We start from the raw sequence: 22,483 nt of genomic DNA on the forward strand, positions 1-22,483 counted from the left end.
ACAGACCATAAACCAAGATCTACCTTGTTGTTAATATTGATATTCATCTTTATAACTTTGAGGAATTCGATATTGATTGCCATCAAATTTTAATGTGAAACGTTGTTGGTTGAATTGATGATTCACCTCTTGGCATTCCTCAGCGACTATTTGCATCTGATAACGTTTAATTTTGCTATTGACCAGAATATCGGTATATTTTTTGGTTTGATTTTTCTGCATCACTAGCGTAGAAGTACGCTCTTCTGCATCCGCATTACAATCCATATCTGTTTCTGCACGATCTCGGGTGACAATCAAACTGTCCAAAATTTGCTTTTTATTTTTCAGATCATATAAATTTAAAAGTTGCATGGAAAATGGATTGGGCTGTGAATGCCCTGAATAATTCAATCTCAATCCCAATGCACGATTTGATTCAGTGACTTTATAATTTACTGTATCCAACTCAATTGAATCCAAACTGATTGCATCAGAAACCATGGGTTCAGTAACACGATAATGATCTATAACCTTTAAGTTTTCAGGCTTAAACTTGATTAAATCCAAATAATATTCACCTTCTTGTGGACGATCTTTAACAGAAATCCACTGAGCATAAGCCATAATCATCGTTGAATCATCAACAGGATCAGATTTACAGTGAATCAATGACTGTTCAGCCTTCGTAATTTTGGCTTGTTTCAAGACCTTGTTGACCACTTGATGATCATCACACAGACCAGCATAAGCAGCGCCACTTAAAACAAAAGATAAGCCACTTATTTTAAATATAATTTTTTGCATGGGTATCTCATATAACATAAGTGTATGGACAGATATTTATAGATAGATCAATAGCTACTAGATGCATCTAAATAAAGTAGCTTCAATTACTTCACTTTCATCTTGCGGATCATCTTATACAAAGTTGTAGGAGACAAACGTGATACCCACACCCCCAACTTTTCTTTAGCTCCACCGACTACAATATATTCTTGACCGTTTAAAAGTGCTGAAACAGTTTGCTTTGCAAAATCATCAGCTTCCAAGCCATTTTCAATTGCTTCATCTTGATGTGCTTGTGGCTTACCTGCCCCATTTAAAGCATTAAATGAAACGTTGGTTTTCACAAAACCAGGGAAAATCACCGAAACTTTTACCCCATCCTGCGCCACTTCAGCCCGTAGACTGTTTGCCCACATATGAATAGCCGCCTTTGCCGCGGAGTATGTTGCACGATATTGTGTTCCTAACAACCCAGCAACACTTGAGATATAAGCAATTCGTCCTGATTTTTGAGCAATAAATGTAGGTAATACCAGTTTAGTCAAAAAAACTTGTGAAAAATAATCAATTTCCATGATTGCGCGTTCGGTCTGCATACTGGTTTCTGTAATCAATGCTCTTTGACTTAAACCGGCATTATTGATCAACAAATCTATACGCCCTTTTTGATCAAGGACCTGTTCATAAGCATGACGAACTTGTGCTTCATCAGTAATATCCATTGCTACGGAAAGATGATGATCAGGGTGAAGCAAACTCACACGAACTTTTTCCAGCTCTTCCAAACGTCTTGCACTTAAGATCACCTGCGCACCCTGCAATGCACATTCCGCAGCTAGAGCTTTACCAATACCTGATGATGCACCCGTAATCCAAACCACCTTTCCATCTAAACTTTCCATGTAAATACGCTCTTGAATAGGACAAATAAATATTAGACCACGAGGCAGGTCAAATCAATCAGGCATCTTTATTTTGACTTTAAGCCTCAACCAAAAACTTACTAAAATGTTTCGCATAATGTTGAGCTTTTTCAGGGTGACTTGGATTATATTCTTCACCCACTTTTTCTAAGCGCTTATACCCCGTACTGGTGATCATATTGATTACTCCATTTAAAGTCTTATCAACGACAAAATTAAATTTTAACAATGTCTTAGGATCACGGATAAACTCAGATACGCCCAGATCAATAATTTTAACTAAATTTTTTAAGGTTGCTGGTAAAGCATGCGTGTCACCAGCAATCACTTTCTGGATGTTACTGCTCGCTTCTTCTCCAAGATGGCGATCTAATTGGTAATACATCACCACCTCACTTGCCTCTGAATCCTCAAATTTTTTAAGAATATGATTTGCTACTGGTTTTAAACGATCATTACTAAAAAAGGAAATCGACCAAGGCATATATTTTTTAAAAGCTCCTTCGATTTGAGAAAAAATTTGTTCAGCCTCTTTCAGCTTTTTTTGACCAGTTGCATCTAATGTTGGGTTATTACGCTGTTCTTCGAGTAAAGCTCCAAAAACTTGATCTAATACTTGGCAAGACATATCCGTAAACACATTGCCCAATTGTTTTGCCAAATCCCGCTTTTCCCCATTATTTAAACTTTGAGTAATACTTTTCAACTCTTGATAAGTGTGTTGTTTGATTAATAAATCAATTTTATATTGCATTGCACTATGCCCTGTTGTTGTTTTATCCGACTAGACTTGATCTTAACAAAACCATATAAATGTTGCATTGTCTTTAAATACTCTCATCAACATCGCAACTCGATAAAATAATGTCAATAAATCAATAATCTAAAAAAACTATTTGTAAATGTGACCAAGTTAAAATCTTTTATTTTCCAACATTTGTCATATTTTTTAGCAAAAAATTCAATCAAAACTAAGATTATTCATATTTAATTTATTCAACGTAAATACTCCACAACAGGATTCAACATTCCTGAAGAATATTTGCTACAATGAATGCAATTTTTTACTTACTTTTGATCTGTTTTTACTATGACTGATTCAGCGCAAAACATTGCTACGACCTACGATCCTACCGAGATCGAGAAAAAATGGTACAAGACTTGGGAAGAGAAAGGTTATTTCCAACCTTCTCGTAAAGGCGACTCATTCTGCATCATGATTCCGCCACCGAACGTCACAGGTAGCTTGCACATGGGTCATGGTTTTAACAATGCCATCATGGATGCTTTGACACGTTATAACCGTATGTCTGGTAAAAATACCCTTTGGCAACCAGGTACCGACCATGCAGGTATTGCGACGCAGATGGTGGTTGAACGTCAATTGGCTGCCCAAGACATCAGCCGTCATGACCTTGGTCGTGAGAAATTCATTGATAAAATCTGGGAATGGAAAGAACAATCTGGCGGAACAATTACCCGTCAAATTCGCCGTCTTGGTTCATCTGTAGACTGGTCACGTGAACGCTTTACCATGGATGATGGTCTTTCAAATGCAGTTAAAGAAGTATTTGTAAAACTGCATGAGCAAGGCTTGATTTATCGTGGAAAACGCCTTGTTAACTGGGATCCAAAACTACAAACTGCGCTTTCTGATTTAGAAGTTGAATCTGATAAGGAAGAACAAGGTTCATTGTGGCACTTCAAATATTTCTTTGAAGATCAATCACTACGAACTCACGATGGTAAAAATTACATCGTCGTTGCAACAACACGTCCAGAAACTTTACTTGGTGATACTGCCGTTGCTGTTGCACCAGATGATGAACGTTATGCGCATCTTGTTGGTAAAAATATCATTTTACCGATCACAGGTCGTGCGGTTGCGATTGTTAAAGATGAATATGTGGACAAAGAATTCGGTACAGGCTGTGTAAAAATCACCCCTGCACACGACTTCAATGACTATGAAGTGGGTAAACGCTGTGAACTCGCAATCATCAATATTTTCAACAAAAATGCCGAAATTTTGGCTGAGTTTGAATATATTGCCAAAGCAGGCGAAGCGATTTCTAAAACGATTCCTGCACCAGCAGACTATGTCGGTTTAGAACGTTTTGCTGCGCGTAAAAAGTTAGTTGAGCAAGCTGAAGCGGAAGGTTGGTTAGAACAAATTCAGCCTTATACATTGAAGCCACCTCGTGGTGATCGTTCTGGCGTAATCATTGAACCTCTCTTAACTGACCAATGGTATGTAAAAATTGCACCTTTGGCTGAACCTGCAATCCAAGCAGTAAAAGATGGTGAAATCAAATTCGTTCCAGAGCAATACAGCAACATGTATATGGCTTGGATGAACAACATTCAAGACTGGTGTATTTCACGTCAACTCTGGTGGGGTCACCGTATTCCTGCTTGGTATGATGCTGAAGGCAACATTTATGTTGGTCGTTCTGAAGAAGAAGTTCGTACGAAAAACAATATCGCGGCTGATGTTGAATTAAACCAAGATGAAGATGTACTCGACACATGGTTCTCTTCAGGTCTTTGGACATTCTCAACATTGGGCTGGACCGGCGATGAAGCGAAAGATAAAGAAAACTATTTCTTAAATACGTTCCATCCTACAGATGTTTTGGTCACAGGTTTTGACATCATTTTCTTCTGGGTTGCCCGAATGATCATGATGACCATGCACTTCATGAAAAATGAAGATGGTACACCACAAGTTCCATTTAAAACTGTGTATGTTCACGGTTTGGTGCGTGATGGTGAAGGTCAAAAAATGTCTAAATCTAAGGGGAACGTACTTGATCCTTTAGATTTGATAGATGGTGTAGATCTTGAAACTTTAGTACAAAAACGTACAACAGGTTTAATGAATCCTAAACAAGCTGCCAAGATCGAAAAATCAACTCGTAAAGAATTCCCAGAAGGTATCCAAGCTTACGGTACAGATGCGGTTCGTTTCACATTCTGTGCACTTGCCAATACGGGTCGTGACATCAAGTTCGATATGAAACGTGTTGAGGGCTACCGTAACTTTGCCAACAAAATCTGGAACGCAACACGTTTCGTGATGATGAACTGTGAACAACAGCCGATTGGTCAGGAAGTCCGTCAAGATCTTTGGGAACTTCCTGAACAGTGGATTGTCAGCCGTTTACAAAAAGCAGAAGCTGCTGTTCAACAAGCGTTTGCGACCTATCGTTTAGATTTGGCTGCACAAGCGATTTATGAGTTCATCTGGAATGAATACTGTGACTGGTATGTAGAACTGACTAAGCCTGTTCTGAATGATGAAAATGTATCGACTGAGCGTAAAGCTGAAGTTCGCCGTGTTCTTCTTTCAGTGATGGAAGCATCTTTGCGTCTTGCCCATCCAATCATGCCATTCTTGACTGAAGAAATCTGGCAAACACTTGCACCAATGATTGGTCTCCAAGGCGAAACCATTATGTTGGCACCATATCCTGTACCAAATCCTGAACGTATCAACGAACAGGCTGAAGCAGATATGCTTGGATTACAAGGTTTGATTGGTGCGGTACGTAATATTCGTGGTGAGATGGGCTTAGGTAATGCCCGTTTATTGCCAGTATTGCTACAAAATACAACAGATGCCGAAAAAGCGCAGATTGCACGTATTGAACCATTGTTTAAAGCATTGGCTAAAGTTGAAAGCATTACTTTCCTAACAGATGCTGAACAACCTCCATTGTCATCATCCTCTGTTGTGGGTCGTATTTCTGTATTTGTTCCAATGAAAGGTTTGATTGATCCTAAAGCTGAACTTGGGCGTTTGCAAAAAGACTTGGATAAAGTGCAAAAGCAACATGATCAGATTGCATCTAAACTTGCCAATGAAGGTTTTGTGGCGAAAGCACCTGCTGCAGTTGTTGAAGGTGAAAAAGCCAAGCTTGCTGAGTTTGCTGATCAATTGGTGAAAATTAAAGCCAATATGGAACAAATTGCGGCGCTTTAATGCTGTTAAAATATAGAATCTCCTCTTCGATAGGAGATTCTATATTTTTTTATTCAAATATTCATTAAAAATATTAAAGTGCCCTTTTATTTGCCTTTTAATATTCTTAGATTGAAATTCATTTGCTACTCTAAAAGTATAACTAACATAATTTCTGTTACCAATATACGTGAACCTTGTATATAAAGTTCTCATATAAATTTTATTGTTATTATGCTTGTCATTTTCAACTAATTTATGATAATGAGCACTCCGCATTCTAATAGCTTTTCTTAATTTATAATGAAATTTTGATAATCCTGTTTCCCTTAAAAACACGTTATTTCCATCATACAAAACACCTAAATATTGAAGTTTATATGGGTAATTAAAGCTTGGAGGATAATTTTTTTTAACCAAGCCATCTTTAAAACATATATTTTGAGTCTTGTTATCATTAATTTTTAATTTTAAAACACCAATTTCATTAGTAATAAATTCTTTAATTTCATCAGCGTAAATTTCATCAATAATTAAAATCATATCATCACAATATCTATAATATTGCCCATCGATGCTTCTTACTTTTGAAAATATTTTTTTATCAAAATCCATCATGTAAATATTTGATAACATACCACTAATTGGTGAGCCTTGAGGAATACCCTTTGTCTTTAAATTTTTTTTAATCAACCCTTTGTTACGAACTTGATTACGAAATTGTTGAATATCACATAATCTATTCATACGTTTATGGAGCGTACGGGAGTTCAATGATAACTTTAACTCTTTATACAGATCCTTTTTATTAACATATGCATATTTTGTTACTGATTTAAAGACTTGATAATGATCTTTAGGTAATTTTTTTTCATCTAATAACTTCAACCACATATATTTTAAAATTTTATGATTTAAATTGTCAAAAAAACCAGAAATATCTAGACACAAAACAAAACAATTTTTTTTAGTATTGATATAATCAAAAACATTTTTTGCGAAATGTATATTACATAAAGAGTAAGTTTCGTTAGGATCTTTATATTTTATCACTTTTCTAAATGCAATAATATTCTCATTAAGGTTATTGATCTTTAAAAAATATTCATATTTATCAGAAAGAAGCTTTGAATAATAAGCATAAATATTACCATCTATATGACTTGAATAATTTATTAATCTATCTTTTTCTTTAAAATCATTTTTAGTTATTTTTGTTTTCATTTTTTTAATATTGCCATTACTTTCTTTAATTTGAATTCTCTTTTTATTCTTTCGTGATATTTTCTTATCATTTAAGATATAAGAAATTGTTGGAAAAAAAGAATGTGATGCAATTTTATCTTGATCAACAATATATTTAAAAAGTAACTCATTATTTATTTTCTTATCAAAATGTAAATAATTACGAACTTTATTACGTTTTTCAAAAAAAGAGATATCAACAATACTATTCATTTTGCCAACTTTGGGAGATTAGAATGACTGCTATCTGTATTCTCTTTAATAAGAACATCCCCCCAAAGTCTATCGAGGGCATACGCTCAAGCCTACTTATGCCCTCCTCCTTTATAAGTGCAGTCTAAACATTTCAAAGGAGCATGTGTAATATGTTACTAATCATTCTTAATCTTATACTCTACTATCTTGGATATAGTATCGATATAACACCAATATACGAGATCTTGATGAATAGTTCGAACTATTCATTAAGAGTGAGGTTTACATTTACATCCTCATCAGCAATAAAAAGTATATTCCAATGAGCAAGCCACTAATCAAACAACAATTAGAAGCATGTCAATTCTAAATAATTATTGAGAACTTTCAAAGTATTATTTTTAAATTAATTAACTATTAAAAACACTCCATTCACCCAATTTATCCAAAAGAAATGAGGGTGTCATTAAGAATTTAATGGAGATTCGATGCGTATTGAAAGTCTCTTATACTTTAAAAACCTGACAAACTATGCTCAACTAACGAACATTATTCTTTCTGTACTACTGGAATAGGAAACTTTAATTACTAATTTTATCGTTATTTGATACACAATGGAGTTCCCTCTCCTTTTAGGGGAGGGTGGAAGTATGCTCTTTCAATATCATTCCAAGAATGCATCAAAGCAAAATCACTATTCCTTGAGTTGATCCAAAGCTGTCCCCTGCACAGGATTTCTTTTCCAATAATAAGGTTGAAAAAAACGAAGCAACAAACGCCACGGTGTCATCCAGACGATACGCGCATTGCGCTTATTATTTTGGCTTACTCGTTTTGCCAAATAACCACACACTTGCTCAGGTGGGTCGATCACAAACATAAATAGCCATTTCATTTTGTGCCAGTTTTTAACTTCACCTTGTTGCCAAGAAGAAATCAACAAATCTGTTGCCACCATTCCAGGGCTTAAGGTACCAATCAAAATATTGCTTTGTTTGGCTTCTTTATTTAATGCATGATTTAGATAGGCAACTGCCCGCTTACTGGTTGCATAAGGCGTCATTCCTGCGCTCCATTCGCCACGGCTGCCCCAACCTTCCATATTAAAAATTTGCCCAAAACCTTGTTGAGCCATACCTTTTAACGCCACTTGAGAACCCAGCATCGTACCAAGTATATTGGTTTTAATCACATTTTCTATGTCAGTATGAGTAATGTCTGTAAAGGCTCTTGCTGCATTACACGTACCAGCATTATTGATCCAGACATTGACCTGACCAAATTTTAAAATTGTTTCATCCCATAATTTTTGGAGATCTTCATACTGAGCCACATCACAACAGACGCCACAAATTCGCTGAGCTGAATAACGTCCCCCTAAATCAGCAACTACTTGATTGAGTTGAGTACTATTCCGTGCTGAAATCATGACTGACCAACCTAGCTTTAAAAAAGCTTCCGCTAAGCCTAAACCAATTCCACGAGTTCCACCGGTAATCACAACAGATAAAATTTGATCAGAATTTGAAACAATCAAAATATTCTCCACTGACCTGTTCAACCAAGCTAAGTAAATGTGAATTAACAACCATACAATCTAAGCTCAATTTAGGACATTTGACCTCACAAAAGCAATTTTTAAGATAGAATCTGAGGTATCGAAAATAAATAAATTACTTAAATCACATGAATCATCATTTTTTTCTTGGAACTTTAATCATTTTTCTTATTGGGTGTCATGAAAAGCCTGCCACGTCAATAGAAGATAAAGCAACTGACTTAACGGCAGTGCAAAAAAATCTACAGCAAGTTAAACCTGCTGTTACTCCAGCTCAAACATTACCGACCAAATCAGCAACAGAGCAGCTGGTCAATAATCCTACACCACTGCCACAAGGCTATCACATAGACACGACTTATTTAAAACACCCCTTATTCGTTGACCTTAATGGAGATGGCAAACGAGATGCCTTTCGTGTATTGAAAAATCCAAATCAAAAAGGCATGAAATATCTTTTTGAATTTCGGATCTCCGACAGCGACAAGGTTTATTACTATAAAAGTGAAGAAGAAGGTGAAGATCTTGATATTTTTGGACGCTTTGAAATTGCGCCTAAAACAGGTATCTATATTGATGAAGAATATCGCTTCGGTGAAAACGGAGACATCATCGCTGATGAGCAAATTGATCCCAAACACTATCTAAAATTTAAAGGCGATGGTGTTCAGGTGAATGTGATTGAAGAAACTTGTGGTGCATCTGTTTTCTTCTTAGACAACAATAGAATCAAGCGGATTTATCTGTGTTAATCCTATTCCTCATCGGCAAAAATCGCATTTGCACCAACTACTTTAGAAATTTTAAGTTTATTTTGTTCTTGCAAAATATAGATTTTTTGTTTGATTGAATCGCTGGTAAAACTTCCATTCAGGTTTAATACAATAGGGGCTTCACTCAATGAACCTTTGCCACGATACTCTTGATTGATATCATTGGTCGTGACTTGATTCACAATCACAAAATAACCTGTAATACCTTGTGCTTGACCACATGCCAAGCTCTGTGGTGCCCAATCACCAAATTGAATAACAGAGTTAAAATGATAACCTTTATGTTCTAAGAAGTTTTTCTGTTGTGGCGTGGTGATTGGGAAGTTCAAAACTTTCTGTTGTTCTTTCCAGTTGATCAGCAATTGACTGGATGAACAAGAGTCCCGTATCTGCCCCGCACTTCCTGATTCTGCTCCATCTATTGAATCATCACATTGTGAAATGACTTGAAATGTGGCATCACCACAGTTCAGTACTTTAGAACGATAAGTTTTATATTGGGTAGTTTGAGCAAAAAGTGAATGAGATAAAAAGCTGAGTACAAAGCAACAGGTTACGGTTTTAAAATAATAACTGCAAAAATGAGAAATCATGCTTTTTATATTGATCATTAACATTCTTTAATTCTATATCAAATATTTACTTACAACTCTGAAAAACATCACTAAACCCTCCTAAGCACATGAAATTATTAATGATAAAAATTAAACTGAGTGTTGAAATTATTTTCAGCCTATATTAATCCTGTCATTACACAACAAAAGCTTGATTAAAATACATATTTTAAAAATAATGATAAACAAATCACAAAATAATTAGGTAAAATGATGAAAGATATCATAATTTTTATTTCAAGCATGCTGTCCATATTGTTGGCTCAAATGAGTCACGCCACACTTCCCAAAATACCTGAAGAGATCCAAATAGAGATTTTTAAAAGTGCAAAATTTAAAAAAACCAATCTAGGTTGGGAAAGCCGTTGTAGTTTAGGCAATATTTCATATTATGGTGATTTGAATAAAGATGGTCGCCCTGATGCAATTGTGGTAGATGGTGGTATTGGATGCTATGCCGACACAGGGATTGGATTTTATATTGTTACTCAACAAACTGATCGGAAATGGGTTCGAATTTTTAATAGTCGCGGTCAACCTGAATTTCTTTCAACTTTAGGCAGACATGGTTGGCCAGATATTGCCATCAATGATGGATCAAAATGTTTTAACGTGTATAAATGGAACGGACAAAAATTTGAAAAGGATCGTTTGGAATACAAAAACAAAGCATGTTCAAGCCCTACAGTGCAAAAGTAAGACTTTTTTTGAATTTCATTGATACAACTGATCGGATTGTTTTTAAGTGCGAATTTTATTTTTAACACTCAACATTCAACCATAAAAATTAACTTAATAAATATCAATGTCTTAAAAATTAAGCCATGTTGTGTTATTGCATCAACTTAGTGCAATAATTCCAATTTAGTGCAGGCTTTTGCTTTATATCGAGTCTTAATAATATTTTGAATTTTTTGATCTATTTTTTCATACAGTCAGATACTTCACGAATAGATTTGCTTGGTTATACTTGAACCAATTTGTGACATATAGCACCAAAAAGAATCGTATATGCAAAACGTTGATCTTCTCTTTCTTTTGCTTGGCGCAGTGCTTGTACTCGCTATGCATGCAGGATTTGCTTTTTTAGAATTGGGAACAGTTCGTCATAAAAATCAAGTCAACGCACTCAGTAAAATCATTACTGACTTTTCAATCTCAGCAATCGCCTATTTTTTTATTGGCTATTATATTGCTTATGGGCAGCATTTTTTCCATACAGGCACCACGCTATCCGCTGAACACGGCTACAATTTGATGCGTTGTTTTTTCTTGCTAACCTTTGCTGCTGCTATTCCTGCAATTGTTTCAGGTGGTATTGCAGAGCGTGCAAAAATGCGCTCTCAAGCCATTGCTACGCTTTTTATTGTCGCTTTGGTTTATCCCTTCTTTGAAGGCATTGCTTGGAATGGCAACCTTGGATTGCAAAAATGGTTAGCAGATACATTTGGTGCAGGATTTCATGATTTTGCTGGTTCAGTGGTTGTTCATGCTATGGGTGGATGGATTGCATTGGCAGCAGTTTTACTCCTCGGTGCACGCAATGGGCGTTATAAAAAAGATGGACGTGTCAGTGCACACCCACCATCTTCAATTCCCTTCCTGGCATTAGGTTCTTGGATCTTAATTGTTGGTTGGTTTGGCTTTAACGTGATGAGTGCTCAACGTGTTGATGCCATTTCAGGTTTAGTTGCGATTAATTCACTGATGGCGATGGTCGGCGGTACACTTTCTGCAAATTTCTTTGGCAAAGAAGATCCTGGCTTTTTACATAATGGTCCATTGGCTGGCTTAGTTGCAATCTGTGCTGGTTCAGATGTCGTTCATCCAATTGGTGCGCTGCTCATTGGTATCTGTGCAGGTTTTATTTTTGTCAAATTGTTCACTTATACACAAAACAAACTTAAAGTTGATGATGTTTTAGGGGTATGGCCTTTGCATGGGGTATGCGGTGCTTTTGGTGGCATTGCTGTTGGGCTATTCGGACAACAATGGTTGGGAGGAATCGGAGGCGTATCCATGATCTCACAAATCATTGGTACACTGCTTGCCATTTTGCTTGCGCTTGCAGGTGGATTTGCTGTCTATGGTATACTCAAAGTCACTATGGGTATTCGCCTATCACAAGAAGATGAATTTCGTGGAGCAGATTTATCCATACATAAAATTTCAGCAAACTCTGAGGATGCGATGTTTTAATATTTAACATTTTATTCTATTTTTCATTTTTAGCGGCTTTCACAGCCGCTTTTTTATATTTTATTTAAATGACAATAAATTAATCTCCATGCCCATTATTTATCATCAATATTTCATTATGATGGATTGCTATTTTACGAGACTTTTTACTGAAATAATAAGTAGAATGATAATCACTTAAAGTTGAATCATTTTTATTATGAACAGACATCAAACTCGTCAGTTCTTTTAATGAGTTGGTTAATTAAGTCTGATTTAAGTTTATTTTTTTCTAATAGCAAACGATTAAAATGATTCAACTGAGTGATCCTTTTCATGCCTTTTTTAGAGTCGCATAAATTCTTTTTAAAAAACAGTTTATTATTGGGAATACTATTTTTAATATTATTATTCATGTTCCCAGTTGGTGGTGCAATTGATATGCAGTTAATCTACCCTTGGATAGATTCTGCTGGAAATTTTCCATTAAAAAATAACTGGTTTTTAGTAGAAATCAATCACAAATTGATTAAACATTTGGTCATTGGTTTTTTTGTCATTATCCTACTCTCATGGATTGCTTCTTTTAAGTTTGATCAACTCAAAGCCTTTAAATGGCAACTTGGTTATTTATTTTGGGTCAGTGTTTTATCTACTGTTTTGATTGGATTATTAAAATCACACTCAGCACATGCATGTCCATGGTCGATGACCGAATCTACTGCATTTGGTTATGTTTGGGATTTTTCTGCAACCCAAGGTCATTGTTTTCCAGGTGGTCATGCAAGTACAGGTTTTTCACTGCTCACAGGATTTTTTGTTTTTAGAAAATCGAATCCTAAAATCGCCTATTTTTTCTTATGTTTAGGGCTTGTTCTTGGCTTTATTACAGGTTGGGGACAAATGATGCGTGGAGCACATTTCCTTAGCCATAATCTTTGGACAGGTTGGATTATTTATACGTTTAATTTATTGGTCTATCGTATTTTCTATAATAAATTTAGAACCGCTATCCAATAACAACTTTTCGTTATAGGTTTAAGGTCGCAGGATGACTCTTTGGCTGTTCTAAATCATCATAAATTTGAGTCTTTATACATTATAGTCAATCTGTTAAAACGCATTGAGTAAAATATAATTTTTCTTAATCAATAAAATCAATGTGATAAAAATATTATTGAAAGATTTTAAACTTTCATTTTCACACTTTACAGCTAAAGTTTAAATAAATTTGCGTAGGTGATGCTTCACTTTTCTCAACCATTTTTTGTTCAACGGCATTCTTGCGCTGCAAACAAAACAGTACTTTGTTTTGTTCACGCTCCTTATTCAACATAGCAACATCCATATCACCATTATAGAAAGACCGTCTATAACTCAACAATATAAAATAGAGACTCCCTAAGGTTTCTAGTAATTTGTATAAAAACCATAAAGTTCATTAGATACGATCATTTTAATTAATGAACGAGATCAAATGAATAATTCAAAAGGCTGAGATTTTACAAAATTTAAATATTAAATTATTAAACTAATCTTAATTTTTACAATTTAATATATTTTGATTATACTCAAAACAATTTAGTAATGTTATGCGTGTAAATATGAGTAATTTTTCTAAATTTCTCCGTAATACCCTTAAAGCTCAAGACTCAAATATCCAACCTTATCAATTGGATAACAGCAAAGTGTGGCTTAAAAAAGCTTCAGAACGACACTCTGCATGGATTTATATGCCATTAAAATGGGTTGCACACATTCTTAATATTGAAGCTTTAACTCCAATTCCTAACTATGGTGGAAGTAAGTCAATTTATTGTGAAGTTCATCGTCTCACTGAGTTACAGTCATTAGGTATTCCCACACCTCAGATTTTAGCGAATTGCTCTCAAGGTCTATTGATTGAAGACGCTGGTGATCAGGTCATGCAACTTGACCAAGCATTGATTAGAATGGAGGGCAATACAGCGAAAAAATTAGAATTCTTTCGTGAAGCAATTTCAGCAATTCAAGCAGTTCACCAGAAAGGAAGTTATCTCAGCGAAGCTTTTGCGCGCAATATTTTAGTCAATCACCACAAAGAATTTACTTTTATCGACTTTGAAACAGACCCAGGCGAAATGCTAGATCTAGAAACTTGCCAAATTCGTGATTGGTTATGTTTTATTTTTTCAACAGCATTCCGTTTCAATGATGATGAAATTGCACAAGCGTGTGATATTTTTATTGCTGAAATCTACCCATGCAAATCGAAATATAATGAAATCTGTCGAATTGGGAACAAACTCAATTGGGTTGCAAATTTTAGTTTAGAAAAATTAGGGAGTGATGGGCGAAGAATGCATAAATGCCTGACATTTTTCCAGTATATGAAAAAGAATGAACCACTTCCTTTGATTTAAAAGGACATGGTTCATTTATTGAGGAATTTGAGATTATTCGATAGGTTTAATATTGAGTTGAACAGGTACTTTAACCAAAACACTTAAACCGCCTAATTCCTCGCTGCGAGAAAGTAATAGCTCGCCACCCAAATGCTGTATGGCTTTATCTACGATCGACAAACCTAAACCACTTCCCACCTCTAAGTGATGATGCACACGATAAAAACGTTTTAACACTTTATCATACATCTCTGTATCTATGCCTGGACCACTGTCTTCAATTAAAACATAAGCAAAATCATGGATATCAGCAAAGACTGAAATATTAATCATTCCTGAGACAGGTGTATATTTAATTGCATTATCAATTAAATTAAAAATAATTGAATGAAGGCTATGTTCGACACTTTTTAACACAACAGTTTCATTACGTATAAAACCCAAATCAATATCTTTTTCCATCGCTAGATTCATCAATTGCTCGACGCAATTGAGTGCAACATCATTCAGTTTAAATTGTGTGACCTGCACTTCATGATTCAGCGAAGCGTCTTGTTTCGCCAAAGCAAGTAACTGCGTCACTAAATGCTGCATACGTGCTAAACCTTTACTGAGGTTTTTTAGATTTTCCTCTTCAGGAAATTGGCTCATTAAAATTTTAGTTTGTAAATTCAATGCTGTTATGGGAGTTCGCAGTTCATGCGCAGCATCTGCTACAAATTGCCGCTGCTCTTGTTGTGCTTCAGAAATCCGCTCAAATAAATGATTCATTTCCTGAATGGTAGGCAATAATTCTTCTGGATAATGTGCATTTTGAATCGCCACCAACGAGTTAGAATCACGCTTTGCCAATTCAGATTTAAAGTCCTCTAAAGGCTTTAAGCTGCGGCGAATAATATAGACCAAGCCCAATAAAGCAAATGGAATAATCAACAAATAAGGCAAAAACATGCTTCCTGCAAGTTCTAAAGCCAAATGCTCTCTGACTTTTTCCTGTTGACTAATTTGAATCTGAAAGTTCGCTGTCGGTAAAATATAGGTAATCCATGTCCCATTTGCGGTCTCTTGACTATAAAACCCAGCTTTCTGCTTAGGCTCAATAATCACATGATGAGGGGTGTTTGGAACCTGTTGAGGGTTTGCATAAGACCACACATCTATAAATAGATCCTCCTCATGATAGCGCTTATGCTCATCAAAATGGCTTTGAATAGGTCGAGGGTTAAGTTCAACCCGCTCCGCCAAATAAACCATTTGTGCATCAAGAATTTCATTAATTTCTTCTAAAGAAATTTTATAAGCTGAAAAAATTAATACGCAGCCCAATAAAATACTAAAGATAGAGGTATAACGAATTAAACGCTTTCTTAGAGAAAATGCAGTTCCCATATTATTCTGCTTTATGTGCTTGCCCCAAACGATAGCCTAAACCACGAATTGTACGAATAATATCTTTACCTAATTTTGAACGGATGTGATGAACATAAACTTCAATCGTATTGCTGTTGATTTCACTATCAAAAGCATACAATTTATCTTCTAAATTTGCTTTAGAAAATATTTTATTGGGATGCGTCATCAGTGGAATCAAAATTGCCCATTCTCGATTAGACAGCTCAACTGGTTCACCTTTCAATGTTGCGATATGTTGTTCAACATCTAAAACAATCTCACCATTCTTTAACAGATTCGATGACTGCCCCATCACCTCTTTTGTAGCATCTCCAGAACGGCGTAATAATGCATGAATACGCGCTACCAGCTCATCAAATTCATAAGGTTTAATCAAGTAATCATCTGCACCTTGGTTTAAACCATCAACACGATTTTGTAATTGATCACGTGCTGAAATAATCAGTACAGGTAAACCTGAACGTTGACGAATTTGCTTTAAAACTTGCATTCCGTCCATCATTGGTAAGCCTAAATCGAGTAAAACCAAATCAAATTGTTTTTCTGAGATGAGTTTTAAACCATCTAAGCCATTATTGACCCATTCAACATCAAAGCCTTGGTATTTCAACAATGTTTTCGATGATTCTGCGATCATAAAATCATCTTCTATCATTAAAATTTTGGTCATGCTCTATGTCCTTTCAATCAACTGTTCACTGCACATTGGTGCAACATATTGTTCTTTTGATCAATCACCTGAGTTTGAATATTCAATAAACTCAAAAGACTTGGAAATAAATTATCTTGACTCAATTTTGCTGCTTTTTGTTGAGTTAAACAATTAATTTGTTTTGCAGATGCAGCTTTCCAGTTCTCTGAAAACCACATGAACATCGGGACATGAGTCTGTTGAGTAGGCGCAATTGCATAAGGTGCGCCATGCAAATACATGCCACGCTCACCTGTAGACTCACCATGATCAGACAAATACCAGAAACCAGTTCGATAGTTGTCTTGCTGCTTTAAGCTTTCAATCACTTGATTCAAAATATGGTCAGTATAGACAATCGAATTATCATAAGTGTTGATTAATTCAGTTGAAGAGCACCCTTGAATCGCATTGCTTTCACAGGTTGGTTTAAATTTCTTAAATTCATTCGGCGCACGCTTGTAATAAGCTGGTCCATGACTGCCCATTTGGTGTAAAACAATCAAATGAGGCTGTTTGTCATCTTTAGGTAATTGCTTGAGATATACATTTAAACTATCAACCAAAATACCATCTAGACACTCACCACCTTGACACCATTTCTTTTCTAATTCTTGAGGAATAACAAACTTCTCAACACGATCACAGGTACCTTTACAGCCTGAATTATTATCAATCCAAGTCACCTTATACCCTGCACGTTGTGCAATATCCAATAATCCTTCTCGGTGACTCGCAAGTTGCTCATCATAATTTACACGTGGCATACCTGAAAACATACAAGGTACTGATACAGCTGTTGCAGTACCACATGAACTAACTTGAGAAAAATTAATAATATTCGCCTGCTTAGATAGTTCGGGATTGGTATTTTTAGCATAACCGTTTAACGCGAAACTTTCTGCGCGTGCTGTTTCACCCACCACCAAAACCATCAATTTGGGTTTATGCTGTAAAGCAATATCCTCAACGATATGTGCATCTTCACCATAACGAATCAAAGGCAAATTCTTTTTAGGTGCTTTTTTATGGAAATATGAAAGCGTTGAAGCCACTGTATTTTGAGGTGAAATCATACCTTTTAGATCACGATGCTCACGAAAAATAGCTGCATAATCGACATAGAATACAAATAATAATCCACCAATAACAGCTAAAGAACCCACAATATTAAGCCCTTTAAAAAGCACAATCTTGCTTATTTTTTCTGGTTTAATACGGATCCATAAAATCAAAAGAATAGGTAAAATAACAAAACTAACGGTCCATGCAAAAAATTGAAAAGAGAGCAAGTCTGCAACTTCACCAGAATCAGTTTGTGCCATGTTCTGAATTTGATCAGGTGAAATTATCACACCCAATGAATTGACAAAATAGGCACTAAAACCACCAATAAATACCAGAATGATTGCAAAGAATTTTGCGGTCCATTTCCAATCTAAGAGCTGTAGTAATAGATTGTATAAAGCAATCAATACTAAAGCTGTAGCAATCAAAAAGAGCTGGGCTTTTATACCTTGATAAGGAGTAAGCGCTTGAACTTTGCCCAGAAAACCAAAGTTCAGGCATAGCCCTAACCAGACTGCAACAATAAAATTAAAGGCAGTGAGGGAAATGGAGACTTCTCGTTGTTTGATACGTTGTATTAAATTAGACATTACTGTAGCAATACTCTCTTCAATGACCTTAAGTTAAAAAATGAAGCTTAAATTGAACTTAAAAGCATTCTTTGAGTACCTAACAGCATTAATCTCAAATTTTAATCCCTTAAAATTTCTCATTATTTGAGAAATTCAAACTAGAATAAATATTTATAATGGTTGTTACATATTATTTTATAACCTAATAGATAATCAATTCTGCCCATTCAATTTGGATTGGCTCATTCTTCGGTGTCAAAAGAATGAGCCAATAAAAAAATCATACAGGAATTAATTTCTATACTTTTAAAATTGACAAAAAAGTAATTTTTGTCTTATCTAAATGTAATGTAAAATAATGACCTCTAAATCATAAATAAAATGCTATTGTTTAAGTTGATATTTAAATTCATTTTAAAATAAGAAAATTTAAAACAATAATCAATATCTTAATCGAGAATAATACTGTTTATCTAAATAATATTACTTTTCATACATATTTCTCATCCAATATATAATTGGAATTAAACAAAACATACCTACAAGTAAAATTAAACTTAAGAATTTTAAATACCCCAGTTGATCTCCAATCATTCCACTTACTGTATATAGGACTCCACTGATGCTTGCCATGATTGAAACTTGAAAAGTAAAATCAGTTCCAGCATATTCGCTTCGGCTATACTGCATCACCAAGGTTAAAATCACCACCAATAACATTGCAGCAAACATGTCTTCTAAAGCATTAATCAGATAAATTATCCACGGCGCAACAGGAACGGCTTGTTCATATAAAACTGCCAACCAAACGAAACCTGCTAAACTGATTAATTTCAAGACAGAAAATAACAATAAGGCTTGATGACGTTTTATTTTCTTTAAAAACAATCCTGCCAACCCAGCGCCGCATAGTGCAGAAAATGCGCCCAGCATTGTAATGTAAATACCAATTTGAGAAAGGCTCAATTTCAAATCAACCAATAACGGTTTAGTGATTGGACCTGCAAATCCATCTGTAACTTTGATTGTGCAAAGTACAAAAAACCATGCTGTTAATTCTTTATTTTCAAAGAAATACCTTAAATAATCTCTAAACCATTCAAAGCGATCTATGTTTGTTTGATGTGATGTCTTTTTGCTGGCAATACGTAGATGTTCAGGTTCTTGATAAAACCAAATTGGCAATGTATTGCAAGCAACGATAGCGGCCAAAATAAGAAAAGTCATCTGCCAACTGAGCCAATCCATTGCCCATAAAATTGCTCCACCACCTACAATAAACCCTAGGCGAGAACCAATAACCTGAAACATATTACCAAAATGTTGCTGTTCTTCTTTTAATATTCTTACTGCCAAACCGTCAGTAGCAATATCTTGAGTTGCACCGATGCTATTCATACACAGCAATGCAATAAAAAACAGAAATAAAAACCGTGGTTCATTTAAAGATTGAATCGGTAAGAAAGATAAAATAACCAGAATGACAATGGTTAAAATCTGGGTGGGAATAATCCAACTACGATAATGCCCTGCTTGGTGATGTCCATAACGATCCACCAAAGGTGCCCATAAAATTTTAATTGCCCATGGTGCCATTAACAGTCCAAAACCACCAATATGAGCCAATGACACGCCTTGAGCACGTAAGATCACTGGCAACGCATGAGTCATAAATCCCACAGGTAAACCTTGAGCCCAGTATAAAGAGAATAACAATAAATAATGATATGGCATGCTAACTCGACTCAAGAATCATCAACATTGACTCACCTGCAATGATTGAACACTTTAAATTTGATATATTGCTTTAATTTGCAAATTTTGTAATATTTACATTTTGCGGATATCCAATGGATGGATGTCTATGTTGTATTAAGCAAAAAATGAATACCAATACAAGAGCAGTCACATAAAAATACGATGTCACAGAATTTTCCAAATATACCCGATCAAGTGCCCCAGCGTGGCAATACCACCAGTCGCAATATATTTAAAAACCTTTACTTGGTTCAAGGCTGGGGTTTTGAGGGTGAGTTTCCGAACTTACCTAAAGCCGTGGTGTTTATTGCTCCCCATACATCAAACTATGATGGTTTATATGCCTTTCTTGCGATGTTAGGGATTGGTGTTAAAGTCACCATTTTTGGCAAAGACAGCCTGTTTAAAACGCCATTGAAATCTCTTTTTGAGTGGATTGGTGTTATTCCCGTTCATCGCGACTCTCCACATGGGCTGACACAGCAAATTATCAAAGTGATTCAACAACAGGAAAAAATCTGGATTGCAATTGCGCCTGAGGGCACCCGAAAAAGAGCAGAAAGGATTAAAAGCGGTTTTTATCATATCGCCATGGGTGCGGGTATTCCAATTGCTGTCTTTTCATTAGATTATGAGAAAAAACGTATTCATTGCTTAGGCACACTACAGCCTACAGGTGACTATGACAAAGATTTAGATGATATTTTAGCGCGTTTTAAAGGAAACTTTTCGCCTAAACGTCCGCATTTATTATCACTTCCTTTACAAAAACTATGGAAAAATGGCTAGAAAAAAAAGATGCAATCTGTTCAGATGTGCAGCATATATTTTTGACAAAAGTAATTCCCATGCGTGTTAAACAACTTGGTTTTATAGGCTTATTGGGTCTAGCCCTCGTTGGCTGTGACAAGACAGCAAAAACTCCAACCCAAACCACAGCAATTAAGGCTCGTGAACCTGTTATTGCCATTGCACTTGGCGGCGGCGGTGCAAAAGGTTTTGCTCATATTGGTGTACTTAAGGTTTTAGAATCTCATGGGATAAAGCCAAAAATTGTAACAGGCACCAGTGCAGGGAGCTTTGTTGGTAGCATCTATGCCAGTGGTAAAACCCCTTATCAAATGCAACAAATTGCCCAACAATTAAAAGAATCTGATTTACGTGATTTAACTTTAAATAGCCAAGGCATCGTGCTTGGTCAAAAACTACAAGATTATGTTAATCGCAATGTCGCCAATAAACCGATCGAACAGTTTCCGATTCGTTTTGCAGCTGTCGCAACTCGTTTAGACAACGGCAAGAAAGCAGAGTTTATTAAGGGCAATGCAGGTCAGGCTGTCCGTGCTTCTTGTAGTATTCCCAATGTATTTGTGCCAGCGACAATTGGAAACACCAAATATGTTGATGGGGGCTTAGTAAGTCCAATTCCAGTACAAACTGCGCGTGATATGGGCGCGGATATTGTCATCGCTGTTGATATTTCTGCTCGACCGAGTGGTAGTCAGCCAATGAATATGTGGGGATTATTAGATCAAACCATTAATATCATGGGGCAACAAAGTATCAATAATGAATTGGCTCAAGCCAATATTGTGATACAACCTAAAGTTGGGCATTTAGGAACACTTGACCTTAAATCAAGTAATCAGGCAATTTTAGAAGGTGAAAAAGCCGCACAAGGTAAAATTATTGCAATTCAGAATGCGATCTCAAACTTTAAAAAATCCCCTGCTGCTTTAAAACCTGCGCCACGAGCAAAGTTTTAACTGGAACATGAAATACTTCGCTTCATCCTAATTGAATATAAGAATAAATACGTTTTTATATGCAGTATTAAAATGATCTGCTACATTGGTAGAGATGATTCGTCATCTATACCAATGATAATCACTAGGGTAGATTATGGACTTTATTTTTGAACCGTGGCATTGGTTTGTACTTGGCATATTGCTGATCTTATCTGAACTTATTCTACCTGCATTTGCTGCCTTGTGGTTTGGTATCGCTGCAGTTGTGGTCAGTATTTTGTTTTGGCTGTTTCCAAGTATGAGCTTTGCCTTACAAGTCGTGTGTTGGATTATCTTATCCATCACCTGTACTGTCGCTTGGTTTAAATTCGTCAAACCACTTTCTATAGATAAAACCAAAGCTGGGCTTCCGCGTGAAGCAACGATTGGACAAACCGGTATGGTCATTCAAACTGGACTCAGTCATGATCAGATTCGCGTGCGCTTTCCGATGCCTGTTTTAGGTTCTGATGAATGGAACTGCCGTACCCTATCACCTGTACAAGTGGGTGACCGTGTACGTGTGACAGATATTTTAGGTAATGATTTAGTTGTACAGCTACATTCATCATCTCAATAATGAAGAATAAAG

20 protein-coding genes are annotated in these 22,483 nt (G+C 35.7%); 9 read left to right on the forward strand and 11 right to left on the reverse strand.

Annotated elements, in window-relative coordinates; translation table 11 throughout:
- Window positions 1-30: 30 nt before the first annotated feature.
- The 3 genes from ACINWC743_RS11990 to ACINWC743_RS12000 form a co-directional block, all read right to left on the reverse strand.
- Window positions 31-786 (reverse strand): hypothetical protein, encoded by a 756-nt coding sequence (locus ACINWC743_RS11990; RefSeq protein WP_009585646.1) that lies wholly within the window; start codon window positions 784-786, stop codon window positions 31-33.
- Between the two features lie 86 nt (window positions 787-872).
- Window positions 873-1,670, reverse strand: a complete 798-nt coding sequence (locus ACINWC743_RS11995; RefSeq protein WP_004828191.1) for an SDR family NAD(P)-dependent oxidoreductase — start codon at window positions 1,668-1,670, stop codon at window positions 873-875.
- A 79-nt stretch (window positions 1,671-1,749) separates the two neighbouring features.
- Entirely contained in the window at window positions 1,750-2,445 is a 696-nt protein-coding gene (locus ACINWC743_RS12000) for a hypothetical protein (RefSeq protein ID WP_009585569.1), read from the reverse strand.
- A gap of 336 nt (window positions 2,446-2,781) precedes the next feature.
- Between ACINWC743_RS12000 and ACINWC743_RS12005 the strand changes: the two genes are divergently transcribed.
- On the forward strand, window positions 2,782-5,676 hold the full coding sequence (locus ACINWC743_RS12005) for a valine--tRNA ligase (protein WP_009585629.1): 2,895 nt from the start codon (window positions 2,782-2,784) through the stop codon (window positions 5,674-5,676).
- Window positions 5,677-5,715: 39 nt separating this feature from the next.
- Here ACINWC743_RS12005 and drt2 read toward each other — a convergent pair whose 3' ends face one another.
- Both drt2 and ACINWC743_RS12015 read right to left on the reverse strand, forming a co-directional pair.
- Window positions 5,716-7,113: an antiviral reverse transcriptase Drt2 gene (gene drt2, locus ACINWC743_RS12010; protein WP_009585608.1), complete on the reverse strand. Its 1,398-nt coding sequence runs from the start codon at window positions 7,111-7,113 to the stop codon at window positions 5,716-5,718.
- 676 nt (window positions 7,114-7,789) lie between these two features.
- Window positions 7,790-8,632, reverse strand: coding sequence for an SDR family NAD(P)-dependent oxidoreductase (locus tag ACINWC743_RS12015; protein ID WP_035301087.1), 843 nt, complete (start codon window positions 8,630-8,632; stop codon window positions 7,790-7,792).
- A gap of 149 nt (window positions 8,633-8,781) precedes the next feature.
- On the opposite strand from ACINWC743_RS12015, the gene ACINWC743_RS12020 reads away from it, so the two are divergent.
- Entirely contained in the window at window positions 8,782-9,405 is a 624-nt protein-coding gene (locus ACINWC743_RS12020; protein ID WP_009585571.1) for a hypothetical protein, read from the forward strand.
- A gap of 2 nt (window positions 9,406-9,407) precedes the next feature.
- Here ACINWC743_RS12020 and ACINWC743_RS12025 read toward each other — a convergent pair whose 3' ends face one another.
- Window positions 9,408-10,019 carry a hypothetical protein gene (locus ACINWC743_RS12025; RefSeq protein WP_035301090.1) on the reverse strand — a complete coding sequence of 204 codons (612 nt, stop codon included), beginning with the start codon at window positions 10,017-10,019 and terminating at the stop codon, window positions 9,408-9,410.
- Window positions 10,020-10,253: 234 nt separating this feature from the next.
- Between ACINWC743_RS12025 and ACINWC743_RS12030 the strand changes: the two genes are divergently transcribed.
- From ACINWC743_RS12030 to ACINWC743_RS12040, 3 genes are all read left to right on the forward strand, one after another.
- Entirely contained in the window at window positions 10,254-10,739 is a 486-nt protein-coding gene (locus tag ACINWC743_RS12030; RefSeq protein WP_009585587.1) for a hypothetical protein, read from the forward strand.
- Between the two features lie 312 nt (window positions 10,740-11,051).
- Entirely contained in the window at window positions 11,052-12,239 is a 1,188-nt protein-coding gene (locus ACINWC743_RS12035; RefSeq protein WP_005030789.1) for an ammonium transporter, read from the forward strand.
- A gap of 315 nt (window positions 12,240-12,554) precedes the next feature.
- Complete coding sequence (locus ACINWC743_RS12040; protein WP_035301077.1) at window positions 12,555-13,238, forward strand: phosphatase PAP2 family protein; 684 nt, start codon at window positions 12,555-12,557, stop codon at window positions 13,236-13,238.
- A 181-nt stretch (window positions 13,239-13,419) separates the two neighbouring features.
- Here ACINWC743_RS12040 and ACINWC743_RS25095 read toward each other — a convergent pair whose 3' ends face one another.
- Complete coding sequence (locus ACINWC743_RS25095) at window positions 13,420-13,554, reverse strand: hypothetical protein (protein ID WP_009585599.1); 135 nt, start codon at window positions 13,552-13,554, stop codon at window positions 13,420-13,422.
- 268 nt (window positions 13,555-13,822) lie between these two features.
- On the opposite strand from ACINWC743_RS25095, the gene ACINWC743_RS12045 reads away from it, so the two are divergent.
- The gene (locus ACINWC743_RS12045) at window positions 13,823-14,620 is read left to right on the forward strand and encodes a hypothetical protein (protein WP_009585595.1); all 798 of its coding nucleotides are present in this window, start codon (window positions 13,823-13,825) and stop codon (window positions 14,618-14,620) included.
- Between the two features lie 33 nt (window positions 14,621-14,653).
- Here ACINWC743_RS12045 and ACINWC743_RS12050 read toward each other — a convergent pair whose 3' ends face one another.
- The 4 genes from ACINWC743_RS12050 to ACINWC743_RS12065 form a co-directional block, all read right to left on the reverse strand.
- Window positions 14,654-15,991 carry an ATP-binding protein gene (locus ACINWC743_RS12050; protein ID WP_009585607.1) on the reverse strand — a complete coding sequence of 446 codons (1,338 nt, stop codon included), beginning with the start codon at window positions 15,989-15,991 and terminating at the stop codon, window positions 14,654-14,656.
- 1 nt (window position 15,992) lies between these two features.
- Window positions 15,993-16,685: a DNA-binding response regulator PmrA gene (locus ACINWC743_RS12055; RefSeq protein ID WP_009585623.1), complete on the reverse strand. Its 693-nt coding sequence runs from the start codon at window positions 16,683-16,685 to the stop codon at window positions 15,993-15,995.
- A 17-nt stretch (window positions 16,686-16,702) separates the two neighbouring features.
- Window positions 16,703-18,364 carry a phosphoethanolamine transferase gene (locus ACINWC743_RS12060; RefSeq protein ID WP_009585616.1) on the reverse strand — a complete coding sequence of 554 codons (1,662 nt, stop codon included), beginning with the start codon at window positions 18,362-18,364 and terminating at the stop codon, window positions 16,703-16,705.
- A gap of 465 nt (window positions 18,365-18,829) precedes the next feature.
- Window positions 18,830-20,080 (reverse strand): MFS transporter, encoded by a 1,251-nt coding sequence (locus ACINWC743_RS12065; RefSeq protein WP_009585644.1) that lies wholly within the window; start codon window positions 20,078-20,080, stop codon window positions 18,830-18,832.
- 186 nt (window positions 20,081-20,266) lie between these two features.
- Between ACINWC743_RS12065 and ACINWC743_RS12070 the strand changes: the two genes are divergently transcribed.
- From ACINWC743_RS12070 to ACINWC743_RS12080, 3 genes are all read left to right on the forward strand, one after another.
- The gene (locus tag ACINWC743_RS12070) at window positions 20,267-20,893 is read left to right on the forward strand and encodes a 1-acyl-sn-glycerol-3-phosphate acyltransferase (RefSeq protein WP_009585628.1); all 627 of its coding nucleotides are present in this window, start codon (window positions 20,267-20,269) and stop codon (window positions 20,891-20,893) included.
- Between the two features lie 59 nt (window positions 20,894-20,952).
- Window positions 20,953-21,870: a patatin-like phospholipase family protein gene (locus ACINWC743_RS12075; protein ID WP_010591294.1), complete on the forward strand. Its 918-nt coding sequence runs from the start codon at window positions 20,953-20,955 to the stop codon at window positions 21,868-21,870.
- Window positions 21,871-22,006: 136 nt separating this feature from the next.
- Window positions 22,007-22,471, forward strand: coding sequence for an NfeD family protein (locus ACINWC743_RS12080; RefSeq protein WP_009585638.1), 465 nt, complete (start codon window positions 22,007-22,009; stop codon window positions 22,469-22,471).
- The last annotated feature ends 12 nt before the right edge of the window (window positions 22,472-22,483 follow it).

This window comes from Acinetobacter sp. WC-743, assembly GCF_000335555.1.
Lineage (GTDB): Bacteria > Pseudomonadota > Gammaproteobacteria > Pseudomonadales > Moraxellaceae > Acinetobacter > Acinetobacter bereziniae.

Bases quoted from the DNA above. Each gene is read 5' to 3' on its own strand.
- ACINWC743_RS12035 (WP_005030789.1), top strand. From the start codon at position 11,052: ATGCAAAACGTTGATCTTCTCTTTCTTTTGCTTGGCGCAGTGCTTGTA.
- ACINWC743_RS12075 (WP_010591294.1), top strand. From the start codon at position 20,953: ATGCGTGTTAAACAACTTGGTTTTATAGGCTTATTGGGTCTAGCCCTC.
- ACINWC743_RS25095 (WP_009585599.1), bottom strand. From the start codon at position 13,554: ATGTTGAATAAGGAGCGTGAACAAAACAAAGTACTGTTTTGTTTGCAG.
- drt2 (WP_009585608.1), bottom strand. From the start codon at position 7,113: ATGAATAGTATTGTTGATATCTCTTTTTTTGAAAAACGTAATAAAGTT.
- ACINWC743_RS12030 (WP_009585587.1), top strand. From the start codon at position 10,254: ATGAAAGATATCATAATTTTTATTTCAAGCATGCTGTCCATATTGTTG.
- ACINWC743_RS12080 (WP_009585638.1), top strand. From the start codon at position 22,007: ATGGACTTTATTTTTGAACCGTGGCATTGGTTTGTACTTGGCATATTG.
- ACINWC743_RS12070 (WP_009585628.1), top strand. From the start codon at position 20,267: ATGTCACAGAATTTTCCAAATATACCCGATCAAGTGCCCCAGCGTGGC.
- ACINWC743_RS11990 (WP_009585646.1), bottom strand. From the start codon at position 786: ATGCAAAAAATTATATTTAAAATAAGTGGCTTATCTTTTGTTTTAAGT.
- ACINWC743_RS12055 (WP_009585623.1), bottom strand. From the start codon at position 16,685: ATGACCAAAATTTTAATGATAGAAGATGATTTTATGATCGCAGAATCA.
- ACINWC743_RS11995 (WP_004828191.1), bottom strand. From the start codon at position 1,670: ATGGAAAGTTTAGATGGAAAGGTGGTTTGGATTACGGGTGCATCATCA.
- ACINWC743_RS12025 (WP_035301090.1), bottom strand. From the start codon at position 10,019: ATGATTTCTCATTTTTGCAGTTATTATTTTAAAACCGTAACCTGTTGC.
- ACINWC743_RS12060 (WP_009585616.1), bottom strand. From the start codon at position 18,364: ATGTCTAATTTAATACAACGTATCAAACAACGAGAAGTCTCCATTTCC.
- ACINWC743_RS12050 (WP_009585607.1), bottom strand. From the start codon at position 15,991: ATGGGAACTGCATTTTCTCTAAGAAAGCGTTTAATTCGTTATACCTCT.
- ACINWC743_RS12000 (WP_009585569.1), bottom strand. From the start codon at position 2,445: ATGCAATATAAAATTGATTTATTAATCAAACAACACACTTATCAAGAG.
- ACINWC743_RS12040 (WP_035301077.1), top strand. From the start codon at position 12,555: ATGCCTTTTTTAGAGTCGCATAAATTCTTTTTAAAAAACAGTTTATTA.
- ACINWC743_RS12065 (WP_009585644.1), bottom strand. From the start codon at position 20,080: ATGCCATATCATTATTTATTGTTATTCTCTTTATACTGGGCTCAAGGT.
- ACINWC743_RS12020 (WP_009585571.1), top strand. From the start codon at position 8,782: ATGAATCATCATTTTTTTCTTGGAACTTTAATCATTTTTCTTATTGGG.
- ACINWC743_RS12045 (WP_009585595.1), top strand. From the start codon at position 13,823: ATGAGTAATTTTTCTAAATTTCTCCGTAATACCCTTAAAGCTCAAGAC.
- ACINWC743_RS12005 (WP_009585629.1), top strand. From the start codon at position 2,782: ATGACTGATTCAGCGCAAAACATTGCTACGACCTACGATCCTACCGAG.